General features: G+C 39.5%; 14 protein-coding genes. 3 read left to right on the forward strand and 11 right to left on the reverse strand.

Annotated elements, in window-relative coordinates:
• Positions 1–115 precede the first annotated feature (115 nt).
• Positions 116–634, reverse strand: coding sequence for an SRPBCC family protein (locus tag KTV93_RS03080; RefSeq protein WP_230259190.1), 519 nt, complete (start codon positions 632–634; stop codon positions 116–118).
• Positions 635–753: 119 nt separating this feature from the next.
• On the opposite strand from KTV93_RS03080, the gene KTV93_RS03085 reads away from it, so the two are divergent.
• Entirely contained in the window at positions 754–2,769 is a 2,016-nt protein-coding gene (locus tag KTV93_RS03085; protein WP_218249867.1) for a M3 family metallopeptidase, read from the forward strand.
• An 80-nt stretch (positions 2,770–2,849) separates the two neighbouring features.
• On the opposite strand, the gene KTV93_RS03090 is transcribed toward KTV93_RS03085, so the two are convergent.
• The 3 genes from KTV93_RS03090 to panD all read right to left on the reverse strand — a co-directional run bounded on the left by KTV93_RS03090 (position 2,850) and on the right by panD (position 5,158).
• Positions 2,850–3,569, reverse strand: a complete 720-nt coding sequence (locus KTV93_RS03090; protein WP_218249868.1) for a hypothetical protein — start codon at positions 3,567–3,569, stop codon at positions 2,850–2,852.
• A 165-nt stretch (positions 3,570–3,734) separates the two neighbouring features.
• On the reverse strand, positions 3,735–4,718 hold the full coding sequence (locus tag KTV93_RS03095) for a lysylphosphatidylglycerol synthase transmembrane domain-containing protein (RefSeq protein ID WP_218250480.1): 984 nt from the start codon (positions 4,716–4,718) through the stop codon (positions 3,735–3,737).
• An 89-nt stretch (positions 4,719–4,807) separates the two neighbouring features.
• On the reverse strand, positions 4,808–5,158 hold the full coding sequence (panD, locus tag KTV93_RS03100) for an aspartate 1-decarboxylase (RefSeq protein WP_218249869.1): 351 nt from the start codon (positions 5,156–5,158) through the stop codon (positions 4,808–4,810).
• A gap of 399 nt (positions 5,159–5,557) precedes the next feature.
• Here panD and KTV93_RS03105 point away from each other — a divergent pair, with 399 nt between their 5' ends.
• Entirely contained in the window at positions 5,558–5,848 is a 291-nt protein-coding gene (locus KTV93_RS03105; RefSeq protein ID WP_218249870.1) for an HU family DNA-binding protein, read from the forward strand.
• A gap of 83 nt (positions 5,849–5,931) precedes the next feature.
• Here the strand turns inward: KTV93_RS03105 and pdxH are convergent, their stop codons facing one another.
• Entirely contained in the window at positions 5,932–6,576 is a 645-nt protein-coding gene (pdxH, locus tag KTV93_RS03110; protein WP_218249871.1) for a pyridoxamine 5'-phosphate oxidase, read from the reverse strand.
• A 53-nt stretch (positions 6,577–6,629) separates the two neighbouring features.
• Between pdxH and KTV93_RS03115 the strand changes: the two genes are divergently transcribed.
• A complete protein-coding gene (locus tag KTV93_RS03115; protein WP_218249872.1) occupies positions 6,630–7,178 on the forward strand; it encodes a YqgE/AlgH family protein in 549 nt (182 codons plus the stop codon).
• Between the two features lie 148 nt (positions 7,179–7,326).
• Here the strand turns inward: KTV93_RS03115 and KTV93_RS03120 are convergent, their stop codons facing one another.
• The 6 genes from KTV93_RS03120 to KTV93_RS03145 all read right to left on the reverse strand — a co-directional run bounded on the left by KTV93_RS03120 (position 7,327) and on the right by KTV93_RS03145 (position 14,430).
• A complete protein-coding gene (locus KTV93_RS03120) occupies positions 7,327–8,133 on the reverse strand; it encodes an aminotransferase class IV (protein WP_230259191.1) in 807 nt (268 codons plus the stop codon).
• A gap of 72 nt (positions 8,134–8,205) precedes the next feature.
• A complete protein-coding gene (locus KTV93_RS03125) occupies positions 8,206–8,592 on the reverse strand; it encodes an START-like domain-containing protein (RefSeq protein WP_218249873.1) in 387 nt (128 codons plus the stop codon).
• 249 nt (positions 8,593–8,841) lie between these two features.
• The gene (locus KTV93_RS03130; RefSeq protein WP_218249874.1) at positions 8,842–10,017 is read right to left on the reverse strand and encodes an aspartate aminotransferase family protein; all 1,176 of its coding nucleotides are present in this window, start codon (positions 10,015–10,017) and stop codon (positions 8,842–8,844) included.
• A 121-nt stretch (positions 10,018–10,138) separates the two neighbouring features.
• Positions 10,139–11,875 (reverse strand): OstA-like protein, encoded by a 1,737-nt coding sequence (locus KTV93_RS03135; protein ID WP_218249875.1) that lies wholly within the window; start codon positions 11,873–11,875, stop codon positions 10,139–10,141.
• Entirely contained in the window at positions 11,875–12,348 is a 474-nt protein-coding gene (locus tag KTV93_RS03140; protein WP_218249876.1) for a Fur family transcriptional regulator, read from the reverse strand. Before KTV93_RS03140 ends, KTV93_RS03135 begins: the two co-directional genes overlap by 1 nt.
• Positions 12,349–12,438: 90 nt before the next feature.
• Positions 12,439–14,430 (reverse strand): KUP/HAK/KT family potassium transporter, encoded by a 1,992-nt coding sequence (locus tag KTV93_RS03145; protein ID WP_218249877.1) that lies wholly within the window; start codon positions 14,428–14,430, stop codon positions 12,439–12,441.
• Positions 14,431–14,453 lie beyond the last annotated feature (23 nt).

The raw sequence follows: 14,453 nt of genomic DNA on the forward strand, positions 1-14,453 counted from the left end.
CCCGAACTCAGGGACAAATTTAAGGTAATTTTGCGAAATAAATTCCGAAAATACCACTCTGAAGTGTACCCATAAAAAAACCGGATAAAAATCCGGCATTTTGACTTTTCGGCTGTTACTTTTCAGCTAGAACTTTCAGCTTCTGCAGCCCGGAACCGTAGGATTTTTCCATCTGGCTATCCATAAAGAATTTCATCAGGTTCATCGGGTAATCGAGCTCACAATCCATAGTCCAGGTCACTTTTGTTGAATTTCCCTGGGGCGTAAGAATAAGGTCTGATGTTGCATCGCTTTCAAAAGGTTTTTCAAAAAGCATTTTGGTGGACTGCTTTTGGTTGGGAATCAGAGCGGTTACAATATGGCATCCCTTGCCGGCGTCATCATTTCCTTCCCAGCAATACTGGTCGCCTACCTGACCTGGATTTCCTGAATAATTCACTTTTACATTGGGATCAAAATCCATGAACGGATTCCATTGATTGAAGGCCTTCATCGAACTCATGTGTTCCCAAACTTTGTCGGCGGGCGCATTGATTACTGCAGAAGTCTCGAAATGGTATTTTTTTCCCATAACCAACATCGTGATTATGAGAAGCGCTGCAATACCGAGCAAAATTTTAAAAAATGTTTTCATAACAGTTTTGTTTTAGTTTTTAGTGCATAACAAATATAAAGTATAAATTTCAGTAAATTTACACCGTAAAAATCAAATTTTCCTCGGACTATTTTGTTCACGGAATTAAAATTTAAAATATGCAAAATCCACTGTTACAGAATTTTTCAACAAAATATAATTCAGCGCCTTTCCACGATTTCAAAGAAGAACATTTTCTCCCGGCATTTCAGGAGCTGATAAAGATTTCCGAAAAAGAAATTGACGCTATTGTAGAAGATCCGGCGGAACCAACTTTTGAAAATGTTATTGAAGCCCTCGCATTTTCCGGAGAGAAGCTTGACGTAGTTTCCGGCATTTTCTTTAACCTGAATTCTGCTGAAACGAATGATAAAATACAAAAAATCGCGCAGGAAGTTTCGCCGATTTTAACTGAATTTTCGGCTAAGATTTCACAGAATGAAAAACTCTTCGGGAAAATAAAAAAAGTTTACGACGCGAGGGAAAAATATGATCTGAACGAAGAACAGCAAATGCTTCTGAACGAAACCTACAAAGGTTTTGTAAGAAGCGGAGCTCTTTTAAATGAATCCGATAAAGAAAAATTCAAGGCAATCAGTATTGAACTGTCGAAGAAATCGCTGCAGTTCGGGCAGAATGTGCTTGCGGAAACCAATAACTATTTTAAACATATTACCGAAGAAAAAGATCTTGCAGGAATCCCGGAAGCTATTTTAAACCAATACCGCGAAGAGGCAAAAGAAAGAAATCTTGAAGGTTTCGTAGTGACCCTGCAGTATCCGAGCTATATTCCCTTCATGACCTACGCAGAAAACCGTGAAGTAAGAAAAGAACTTGCCCTTGCCAACGGAAAAAAATCCTTCAATAATAATGAATTCGACAACCAGAATCTGATCAAAGAAATCATTAAGTTAAAGCAGGAAAAAGCGCATTTACTGGGCTATAAAAACTATGCTGAATACGTTCTTGAAGAAAGAATGGCAAAATCTCCGGATCAGGTAACTTCATTCCTGAATGAACTTCTGGAAAAGGCAAAACCTTACGCCGAAAAAGAAATTGAAGAACTGAAAACACTGGCAAAAGCAGACGGAATTGATGAAATGCAGAGTTATGATCATGCCTTCTATGCAGAAAAACTTCGCAAACAGAAATTTGATATTGATGATGAAGAACTGAAACCCTACTTCCAGCTGGAAAAAGTGCAGGATGCGGTTTTTGGTTTGGCGAAAAAACTCTTCGGACTTGATTTTGTGGAATCCACCGAGATCCAGAAATACCATGAAGATGTAAAAACTTACGAAATTTTCGAAAACGGTGAGTTCAAAGCCCTTCTTTACGCAGATTATTTTCCGAGAAAAGGAAAACGAGCCGGTGCGTGGATGACGAGCTTTAAAAATCAGTTCAGGAAAAACGGCGAAAATTCGCGGCCGCATATTTCAGTAGTCTGCAACTTTTCGAAACCCACTTCAGATATGCCAAGTCTGCTGACTTTCCAGGAAGTTACCACGCTTTTCCATGAGTTTGGTCACGCGCTTCACGGCGTTTTGGCGGATACAACTTATCCAAACCTTTCGGGAACTTCGGTGAAATGGGATTTTGTGGAACTTCCGTCGCAATTTTTAGAGAATTTCTGCTACGAGCCGGAGTTTCTGAAAACTTTTGCAAAACATTATACAACCGGAGAGGTTTTACCTGATGAAAAGATCCAGAAAATTTCTGATTCTAAAAATTTCATGGAAGGTTACCAGACCTTAAGACAGCTGGGTTTCGGACTTTTGGATATGGCCTATCACAGCAATGTAGATAAAGTGGGCGACATTAAAACCTTTGAAACCGAAGAAACAAAAGCAACCAATCTTTATCCATCAAATCCGGAAACTGCAATGAGCACAAGCTTCTCGCATATTTTTCAGGGCGGTTATTCAGCAGGTTATTATTCTTATAAATGGGCAGAAGTTCTGGATGCTGATGCGTTTCAGTATTTCAAAGAAAACGGAATCTTCAATCCGGAAATCGCAGCGAAGTACAAGGTTTTACTTTCATCGGGAGGAACCAAGGACCCCATGGAACTTTATAAAAACTTCAGAGGCAGCGAACCAAAAGTCAAAAGTTTACTGAAAAGAGCTTTTGGATAAATCGAGAATTCGGCAGATCACAAACAAAAAATCACATGAATAATGTTCATGTGATTTTTTATTCTTTAAAGAGCCGGCAGTCAATCAGACACTTTGAAAACTTTTAGAGAAGTGCTTGAAATTGGCAAAACACCGAGATTTACCGGCAAAACGCCACCGGTATTAATTCCGAAAGTAAGCGTATCACCTGCATTTAACTGCACCAAGGTATGCAAATCGGTAGACGTTATAGGTATGGTAACAGCGGGAAAAGGGCCTATCTGTACTCTGACTCCATTGAAAGGTTTTGTTTCCCAAACGGCTGCATTTTTCAAAAGAACTAAACTTTTACCAGAAAGAACAGTAAGGTCTACTCCGCTTAACTGAATCCCGAAATTTACATCATAGATCCCTGAGACAGGTGCTGTATACACTCCATTGGTAAATAAAGCTGAATTGCCAACCCGTGTATCGCCTCCCGACAGGTTTATAGGATAAGTACTGCTACCAAGGCTGAGCGTAAGCAATGACCAACTACCGGTTTTACGTGCCGAGTAAGCAGCACCTGAACTTCCGGAATTAAGTAAATTACCTACAGTGATTTCTTTAAGAACAAAGTCACCAGGAACCGATTTGTCTCGTAATAAAACCGTCTGATCGGTGGTGGCAGAAGTAATGGTCTGTACTGTCCGTACCTTGAGATTTCCGTTTACATCTAATGTTGCCTGAGGGGTTGTTGTATTGATTCCGACATTACCTGACTGAGCGTTGATAAATGTTGAAGCATACAGCATAGCGAAAGAAAGTAATAAGTTTTTCATATGTGTGTATTTGTGTATTAACATCAATACCAGCAAATATCATTCCTTATCACATTAAAAATAGTATTTAATTATCAAATCACTACCAAAACACTGTTATGACTGATATAGCGCAAAAATTTTATTAAGCAGAAATATTTTAGCCCAACGTAAAAACTAGACAATTTAGAATGATTTTGAAAGTAACTTCGCACGCTCTTTTGCAAGAACGGGAACAGAAATTGCACCCATTAAAACCATAATTACAAGCTGCATGGTGTGCGAAATAAAAGCATAGGACAAGCCTACTTCGCCTCCTTCCTCAGGATTTTTTCCCATCGAAAGAAACAATGCCATGATGCCCAGCTTCAGTGCAAAATGAAAAGCACCGATCCCTCCGGATGCAGGAACCATCATTCCCAACGTTCCTACCACAATGATGAAAAACCCATCAGCAAAAGTAAAATCTGAGGTTTCGGGAAGCGCAAAACATACCAGGTAAGCTGCCAGATAATAAGAAAACCATATCCCTACAGACAAAAGGATGAACTTTACCTTCTGTTTCATCCTGAAAATTGACATTAAACCATGGAAAATCCCGCTCGCAAACTTTAAGACTTTCTGATAGATTACAAACTGCTGCAGTGTTTTCCTTAGGGTGAAAAACAGAATGGCGGCAACAAGCACAATCGCCAGAAAAAAATAAAGACCACTCCCGGATTCCGGTTCTGCGGCTTTGCTTTTTGCATCAGTAACATACTGATAGAATGCAAGAATTGCATCATATTTAAAAATTAAAGTCAGCAACAGAAATCCGCCCATACAGACCAAATCAACGACGCGCTCCAGTATAATGGTCCCGAAAGATTTGTCAACAGGAACTTTTTCAACACCAAAAAGAGCGGTAGAACGTGCTAGTTCGCCACTTCTTGGGATGGTTAAATTCATAAGATACCCGAAAGAAATCGTCCAGAACGCATTTGAATTAGAGATTTTGTAACCCATAGGTTCCAGGAGCAAATTCCAGCGGACAGCACGAAACCAGTAAGCCAGAATCCCAAACATCGCAGCCACAAAAACCCAGAAATAATTGGCTTTCGCAAAATAACCGGCAATCTTCTTAAATTCCATTCCCCTTAACGCAAACCACATGAAGAGTATTGCAATCATGAGAGAAACAGTAACAGTAATAATTGTTTTGAGCGGACCGGTTTTTTTATGTTCTTCCAAAAGTGGATATTTAAATGAAAAATTGAGAATTAAGTAAGCAGATTCGTTTTCTCGTCCGGGAAAATAATCTTAGGCTGGAAAGTTTTTGCCTCTTCCGGCGTCATTTGCGCATAAGCAATAATGATAATGATATCATTTTTCTGAACACGTCTGGCAGCAGGACCGTTCAGGCAGATTTCGCCCGACTTTCTTTTGCCTTTAATTGCGTAAGTATCAAAACGCTCACCGTTGTTAACATTAACGATAAAAACCCTTTCGCCAACCACAATTCCAGACGCTTCCAGCAGATCTTCGTCAATGGTGATACTGCCGATATAATCAAGGTCAGATTCAGTGACGCGAACTCTGTGGATCTTAGATTTAAAAACTTCAATTAGCATGGCGCAAATTTAATTATTTTAATCAAAACGAATAGGAAATTTACAGTTTTTAATTACCCTACCAATTAACAGATACATCTTAAAAAAGCCATTAAAAACAATACAACCAGTGAATTGACCTGAAAATGCAAAAAGTTTAAGCAAAAACCGAAGTTCAAATTCAATAATTCGCAATTATGAATAATAAATATGAAATATCAATATTTACAGCATTATAAAGGTTTTGGCATGATTTTATACCCCGCAAACGCTTATTTTTTGTGGAAAAATAAATTTATAATTTTATGTTAAATTATTCATATTTGTCGGTTTTTGATTAATTATATATAAAAAATTTGCACAATTTGAAAATTGTTTTATATTTGCTTTAACAATAAAACTAACCTTAATATTATTATTATGAACAAGTCTGAATTAATCGACGCAATCGCAAAAGATGCGAACATTACAAAAGTTGCTGCTAAAGCTGCTTTAGAATCTTTCATTTCTAACGTAACCGAAACTTTGAAGAAAAAAGACGGTAAAGTTTCTCTAGTAGGATTCGGTACTTTCTCCGTAGCTGAAAGAGCTGCTAGACAAGGTATTAACCCTGCAACTAAAAAACCAATTAAAATTGCTGCTAAAAAAGTTGCCAAGTTCAAAGCTGGTGCTGACTTAGCTGGTTCTGTAATGGGTGCTAAGAAAAAATAATCACGCTGTGATATTAAACATTGAACCCCGTCTTCGGACGGGTTTTTTATTGGGAAAAATGGTGAATTAATTCTGTAACAGATTCAGGGTGCAAGCCTGCTGATTTTCCACTCGAAATCCGGCTGAAGTACATACAGAATCCTGTCGTGCAAACGGTTTGGCCTACCCTGCCAGAACTCTATCTCATAAGGCTTTGCGATGTATCCACCCCAATTTTCAGGTCTGGGAACATCTTTCTCCCGGAATTCCTTTTCAAGTTCCAGCAGTTTAATCTCAAGAAAACTGCGGTCCGGAATAATCTGACTCTGAGGTGAAACTACAGCGCCCAGCTGGCTCCCCTTCGGGCGTGACTGAAAATAACCATCACTTAGGTTTTCTGCAATCTTTTCAAGATTAGCTTTAATGATAACCTGTCTCTCAAGATACGGCCAGAAAAAATGCAGACAGGCCTGAGGACGCTCTTCGATAGCCTTACCTTTTCTACTTTCGTAATTGGTGTAAAATATAAAACCCTCCCAGGTATAAGATTTCAGCAAAACCATGCGGGTTCTCGGGCAACCGTCATTCTCAACAGTAGAAACCGACATGGCATTGGCCTCTGAAACATCAGGATGCTCCTGAGCTTCAAGAAACCAATTCCGGAACTGCTCCATAGGATTCTCTTTAATTTGATTCTCAAGAAGTTCAGATTTTTCGTAAACTTTTCTTTTGTCGTGAAGATTTTCCATTAAATTTTTTATTACATTTGAACAAAGGTTATTGTAAATACATCCGAACACAGATGAATTATTCTTACAAAGGTAAAATTTTAATTTCCACTCCCGATATCTCGGGCGACATCTTTTCCCGTTCCGTAGTGCTGATTGTAGATCATAACGACGAAGGTGCTTTCGGACTAATTCTCAACAAAAAGAACAAAAACATGAGCGCCCGGTTACTCAAAGTTTTCGGTTTTGCAGTAGATGTTTACGAAGGCGGACCTGTTGAAAACGACAAGATTTTTTTTATCAGCAAAGGGAAAAAAGTAACTGAAAATTATTCAGACATCAGCGACGAATTTTATCTTACCGAAGATATTGAAAGCGTAGTAACAGGAATGATCGAAGAGGAAATTTCGGTAGAGGAAGTAAAAGTTTTTTCAGGATATTCGGGATGGGCATCACAACAGCTTGAAAGTGAGGTGAGGCGTAAAATGTGGACGGTAGTGGAAGTTTATAACCTCGATTACACTCTACCAAACGACGAAAAACTCTGGAAAAGCATTATGCAGAATCTGGGCGGCGAATTTCTTCTTTGGGCAAATGCACCGGAGGATGTGTCTATGAATTAACCCTATCGAATCTTTGCAAATAACTTTAACAAAACTTTAATACAGAGCCAAATAATTTACGTATTTTTAAACCGTTATTGCTATAACATTTAACACTAAAACCCGGTCAATGACTTTCTTTAAAGGTTGTTCATCGGGTTTGTCAATTTCAGGCGAAATTGTTCTTCCAATTACTTACTATTTCTGTAAACCGTTTGTTATCGAAGGTCTTGTTCCTGATTTTTGTGACGCTGAAAATTCCTTTCTCGTCAGAAATCATCAGTATTTCTTCTGCTTTCTGGGATTCAAAAGCGATCATTTCTGATTCTGCAATTTCCGCAAGCTGATGCTTATGAACGAACGTGACAAAATTCTCCATTAAAGGTGAAATATAGGCACCTTCCAACTGCTTAGGAATTTTAATACTATTCCCTTCCAGAAAAAGCAGATTTCCGAAAATACTTCTCGCAATTCTTTTATTGGGATTCAGCAGAATTACATCATCCAGATCATTTTCTTTCGCATAGATTTCTGCATAAATATTTTCCGCGCAATGCACACGAATATTGCTGAGAAGATTAGTATTCACATTAATTTCCTTAATCAGGTCCATTTCTATTCCGCGCTGAATCGAAAGAACATCATCAATACTATTCATCTCAAAATAAAATGCAACTTCAGCTTTTTCCAGAGAACTTTCTGTCTTGTTACGGTACATCAGCAGAACAATGATTCCGTCGCTTACGCCTTTATTTAAGACACTTTCGGTAAAAAGCTGCTGAAAAAATTCTAAAGTATAAGTCAGCGGAATATTCATCCGCATTTTTCGCATCGAAGCCATGAGAAAGAAATACGATTCCTCGGCCATAATCAGCTGAGAACTTCGCACAAAGAAAGAAACTCTCACCGCATCGCCGTAAAGAAACGCACGGTTTTGAGGCTGAAAATGTGCTGAACTGAAAAAAATATCTGACAAAATATTGCTGAATTTTAATTAAAAAAATAATGAACGAAAAATCGTCCATCAAGTTTATCGGTATTTAAGAAATTAAGAAGCGCCCAATTTTATCTTCAGGTTTTCGAGGAGATTTTCCCAGTAGAGCTGGTTTTCGTCCTCGTCTCCGGCATCGCAGAAATCAGTAATATTAAGCGAAAGATCTTCGGTTATATCATCGATAACAATACTCATTTCGAAGAAATTCTTGGTTCCTTCATCTTCTTCCCAACGGAAACGCACAAAACTTTCAGGCTTATAGCGGATGAGCGTAGCTTTTTCTGCAGGTCCACTGTTCCAACTAAAGAAAAAATCATCGCCTTTTTCTACCACCTCATCAGCAAACCACTCGGAGAGTCCTTCTGCACTTGCCAAATATTCATATAAAATCTCCGACTGACAGTGCATTGGAAATTCGTATTGCACTTTCGTTTTCGCCATATCGCTCCCTATTTTTTATTGTGCCGCAATATATAAATTAATTTCCTAAGAATGCAAAATATTTGGCTGAAAATGCGAAATATCATGCGCCACAAAAAGGCGATTTTCTGCCACGGCAAGTCCCGCTTTCACGGCTCGCTTTTTTGAATAGTTTGCGGCGGCTGCGCCGCCGCAAACTATTCAAAAAGAGCTCAGACAAACCGTTCAATCGGGGGCGAAAAGTTCAGACGGTTTCTCTTCAGGGCAAGTTTAATTTTCGTTCAGAACATCCAGAATGATTCCGCATCCTTCCCTGATTTCGTCAAAAGATAAGGTTAATGGTGGAGAAATCCTCAGATATTCATTGCGGTAAAGCTGCCAGAAAACCACAAGGCCTTTTTCCATGCACCGTTTAGCGACATCCAGCGTATACTCAGGAGCGCCCAGATTCACGGCGAGCATTAAACCCCGGCCGTTGATATTTTTAATTTTAGGGTGAACCAATAATTCACGGAAGAGTGTTTCCTTTTCATCTACGTCCTTCATCAGTCCGCTTTCGAGAACTTCCTTCAAAGTCGCGTAACTTGAAGCCGCAATCAGTGGATTTCCGCCAAAAGTCGTTATATGCCCTAGTTTTGGAGAATGCGAAAGCGTTTCCATGATTTGGCGCGAACTCATAAAAGCGCCAACCGGAACACCACCTCCCATTCCTTTTCCCATCACCAGAATATCGGGAACAATCCCGTAATGCTCGAAAGCGAAAAGTTTTCCCGTTCTTCCAAATCCCGGCTGAATTTCGTCCAGAATTAATAATGCACCAACTTCCTCACAACGTGCTTTCAGTTTCTTCAGATAATCATTTTCGGGAACAAGAAATCCTGCCGCACCCTGAATCGTTTCCAGAATTACACACGCGGTTTTCTCTGTGATTCTCTCTAACTCTTCTTCATTATTAAATTCGATGAAACTTACCATCGGCAAAAGTGGACGGAACTCGCGCTTATGATATTCGTTCCCGGAAACCGACAAGGCGCCATGCGTATTTCCGTGGTAAGAATTTTTGAAGGAAATGATTTCTTCTCTTCCGGTGTATCTTTTGGCAAGTTTTAAACTGCCGTCGATGGCTTCAGCGCCGGAATTAACGAGATAAGTAACTTCCAAAGGATCGGGAGTAGCTTCTGCAAGCAGGTGGCAAAGTTTCACAGGCATTTCCTGGGCGTATTCGCCGTAAACCATTACATGGAGATATTTTTCTGCCTGTGTTTTAATGGCTTCAACAATTTTCGGGTGCGAGTGTCCTAACGTATTGGCGGAAACACCGGCTACAAAATCGAGGTATTTTCTGCCGTCTTTACCGTAAATATAACTTCCTTCGGCTTTTTCTACTTCAAAGCCGGCGGCGAATTGAGTGGTTTGCGCCTGATATTTAAAGAAATCTGATTTCATTTTTTAACGTAATATTTATTTTGCACTGTGTTTTGCGCCCCGGCCTGAGTGGAGCTCTTTCTGTGAGGAGGAACGACTAACAGAAAAGCGGGAACGGAGGACGGAAAAAGGCGCCAAATAATTATTTCCTTACCCTTTTCGGTTTCTTTGCTTCCTCTTTGGCTTTCGCATCGTCGATGGCTTTCTGCGCAGCATTATATAAACGGTCATCTGACTCATATTTCACTTCCTCATAGTCAGGGGTATCCAGGAAAATGTCTTCCCATTTACGGAGCCGGTCTTTGGTATTCCAGTTAAAATCGGGGAAAAATCTTTTTTCGCGGGAAATCTTGCTCATTGGATAAACATCAGTATTAGCGCCAACGTTACATGAAATAATCTGCACTTTATTTTCTTCAAACTCTGCTTCAATAGTTCCGCAGGTTGAAAGGGACACACCGATTCTTTCCACCTCTTTTGTTTTTTCATTCTGATCGTCGGCATACGTAATTGCCTGCGCATTACCGATTACTTTTGCGAGGCTGATTTGGTTCTCTTTGTAATAAACGGTCATCAGTTTACCTTTCACCTGATTGAATTCGTCTTTTAAATTAAGTGAATCTGCCTTACTGATGGCGAAAGCGTTACCGATTACTTTTAAGGAATCGATATATTCACTTTCTGTATCGAAATATGCTTCAATCTTATCTCCGGTTACCTGTTTCTCGCCGCTCCAGGCAATAGGCTTGCCAAAAAGATGCATCACTCCGTCGGTTTCATTAAAACTTAAGGAATCTGCTCTGAGCTGTATATTCGATTTGAACATTCTGGCCTTGCGGTAGGCCCGAAGGAAGCTCTTTTTCTTAGATGGGTTGGTTTCATCAATTTTCTGATAAGCTAAAATCCTCTGTGCCGAAAAATACATGGAATCTTTCTCCAGTATCTTCACCGCATACGGCCTGTCTGTCATCATTGCAGAATCTTTCTTCTCGTAGATTTCGCCATAACCCCCTTTCATATAACGCTTTTCTTTAGGATCCCGCAGCGTAACATTACCTTTTGCCGTACCAAAACCGGTAATCTGGTTAAAGTACATATCATCGCCGGTTAGAATCTTATCGTTATAATGAATTCTTGAATTCTTCTTCAGATAAACTTCTTTGGAATTCATGTTGTAGGTACCCTTTTCGGTATAGATAAGATTGGATGGATTCTGCTTATTAGTGATGGTTGTAGGCCCGAAAAACTCTGCAGTGTTGGTATTTTGATTCTGCTTTATATTGGTGCCCTCCACTGTGTAATCGGGATTATTGATCTTCACATTACCTGTAAAATCGATCATTCGGGAATTGAGATCGTAGGTTGCCGATTTGGTGTACATGACGTTGGTTGCATCTGAAATGGTGCCGCCTGTATTAAAATATGCCTTATTCGAAACCCTGTCGTAATAAAGTGTTTCGGTTTTTATCGTCTGCTGCGGATCTGTAAGCACCACGTTCTTGCGGGCGATTCCTTTCTGAGAGTTACCGTCGTACTCCATTTCTCCGGCAGTAATCACAGAGCCGTCAGCATTTTGAAGTTTCACATTGCCGACCGCTTTTACAAAGTTCTGCTCTTCATAGAAAATGACCTCATCTGCACTGAGAAGTGAACCCTGATGCTCGAACTGTACATTCCCGGAAAAGAAAGGATTTCCGTTATATCTACCTGGAATTTTCTGGAAAAAATCAGAGTGAATCAGACGGACTTTATCGCCTGGCGTTGAGTTTTGTGACGAATTGAAATACGGATCTTTCACCAACGGACCCTGCGGCTTGGTAATAATCTGCGCAAAAAACTGTGCACTGATGAAAAGAAATACAACGAAAAGTTTTTTCATTAATTTTTTTTGGTGCCGTAAAAATAGAGCGAATGAGAATCAATATTTACACCAAATGCGCTTTCAATTGCTTCTTTAATCCCCTGTATTCTAGGGTCGCAGAATTCGATAATTTCTTCGATTTCCTTGTCGGAGTCTTTCTTATAAATCACCAAATGATCGTGTTGCTTATCAAAATAGGATTTTTCGTAAGATGATGAAGTAAGTGTTTTCTCACCAAACTGATGCTTTCGGATGAGTCCCGCATCTAGAAAAATTTCGATGGTATTGTAAATAGTCGCTTTGGAGACATGATACTTTTTCTGCATCATAAGCAGATAGAGATCATCTACATTAAAATGATGCTCCATAGAATAGATTTCCTCCAGAATGGTGTAGCGTTCCGGTGTATTTCTAAACCCTTTTTCTAGAAGATACTGTCTTAAAACTTCTTTAATTGTAGTTATATTAAGGTCTTTCTGTTTCGTGTCCATCAAATAAAATTATATGCAAATTTAGGGATTTCATTCTAAATGAAATCGTGCGTGATGTAGGAAGATTCACAACCAAAACCCTAAAAATTCTTAAGAATTATAATGTTTAAAATCTACCTGTTGAATCTTTTTGGTGACTACTTTCTGGTCCAGAAGCGGCGCTGATTCTACCACCACGTTATGCGCAGAGACGCCCCATGCCTTGAAATCATCGCTTCCAATATATTTAACGAAATTATAAATATTAAGCGTGATTTTTTCTTTCACCGTCAGCAGCGTATCGTTGATATACGTATTATCAATGATGATATATTTAAGGTCAGGCGGAATATTATGTGCCCGGAGCGAAGGATGGCTGCTTCGGGATGGGATGCTTCCTTCCTCCATCATATCGGCTAAAACCTGATCAAAATAATCATTAATCCTTCTGTCAATTTTGAAACCCAAAAGGAAATTGATCCGGTAAATGGTTCCCGGCATTATTTCGTCAACTGTGTATTTATACGTAAACGGATCTTCCTGATTCACAATGTTAAGGATAAAGTAATGATCTGCTCTTTTTGGCTGTTTACGGAGAATTGAATAGATAATTTTTGATTCAATTTCATCATCCTTTTTCGCACGGCTAAGAAATGCTAAGTTGGTCGCGTACTTAGGTATCGTTTCATCCAGTTTTAAATCTTTAATGATCGAAACATATTTATCGAGCTTAACGAATTTGATAAATTTGGATTTGATCAGGCGCCCATTGTACCACGCATACATACACACGGCAATAAAACCTCCCAGAACTATGGTAAGCCAACCCCCATCAAAGAATTTAATCACATTTGCATAGAAAAACCCTAATTCAATTAGTAAGTAAAGTCCCAGAAATCCGAAAGCAAAAATTTTATTAACCCTGCTTCTGTTGAGCCAGTAAAACAACAGCGTGGTGGTCATCAGCATCGTAATCGTGATGGTTAATCCGTAAGCAGCCTCCATCAGTTCAGAGTGCTGAAAGTAGATGACCACAATAAAACAAAGCACCATTAAACCCCAGTTAATGCGCGGTATATACATTTGACCTTTAATTCCGGAGGGATAATCGATTTGCTGGTTTGGCCAGAACGAAACTGACATTGCCTCCGAAAACATGGTAAATGATCCAGTAATAACTGATTGGCTCGCAATAATTGCAGCAGCGGTCGCCAGAATTACACCAGGCAAAATTGCCCATACCGGCATGATTCCGAACATTGGATTGATTCCCTGAGCGACTAAATGATGATTATCCAGAAGCCAGGCACCCTGACCCAGATAATTTAAAATAAGCATTATTTTGACGAAAATCCAACTTACCCGTATATTCTGTTTTCCGCAATGTCCCAGATCAGAATATAAAGCCTCAGCTCCGGTTGTACACAGAAAAACCGCACCCATAATCACAATCGCACTCGGCGAATGGGTAATTAAATTGTACGCATAATAAGGATTGAAAGATTTAAGAATATCCAGATGATCAAAAATATGCATGGACCCAAATATTCCCAGGACGAGGAACCAAACCACCATCACCGGACCGAAAAATTTACCGATAGAGGCCGTTCCGAACTGCTGAATAAAAAAAACGATCGCTAAAATAATCAACGTGATCGCGACTACTGGCGTTTCGGGGTTGTAAATTTTCAAACCTTCTACAGCAGACATTACGGTAAGTGAGGGTGTAATAACACTGTCGGCAACTAGTGTTGAGGCACCAATGATGGCAACTATGTAGAGCCATTTCTTTTTGAGCCTTTTCACGAGTGAATAAAGAGAAAGAATTCCGCCTTCCCCTTTGTTATCGGCGCGCAGGGCGATAATTACATATTTTAAAGTTGTTTGTAGCGTCAGTGTCCAGATGATACATGAGAGTGCACCTTCTATATATTCGTCGAATGGCATATTTCCGCCGTCCTTTCGTGCGTTCACAATTGCCTTCATTACGTAGAGGGGTGATGTTCCGATATCTCCGAAAACAATTCCCAGTGAAACCAAAACTCCCATGGCGGTAAGTTTCTTGGTATCGAAATGATGCCCACCGATAACTACATCTGACATTTTTAGTAATATTTAATGCGCAA

The sequence above is a fragment of the Kaistella faecalis genome, from assembly GCF_019195395.1.
In the GTDB taxonomy this organism is placed as follows: Bacteria; Bacteroidota; Bacteroidia; order Flavobacteriales; family Weeksellaceae; genus Kaistella; species Kaistella faecalis.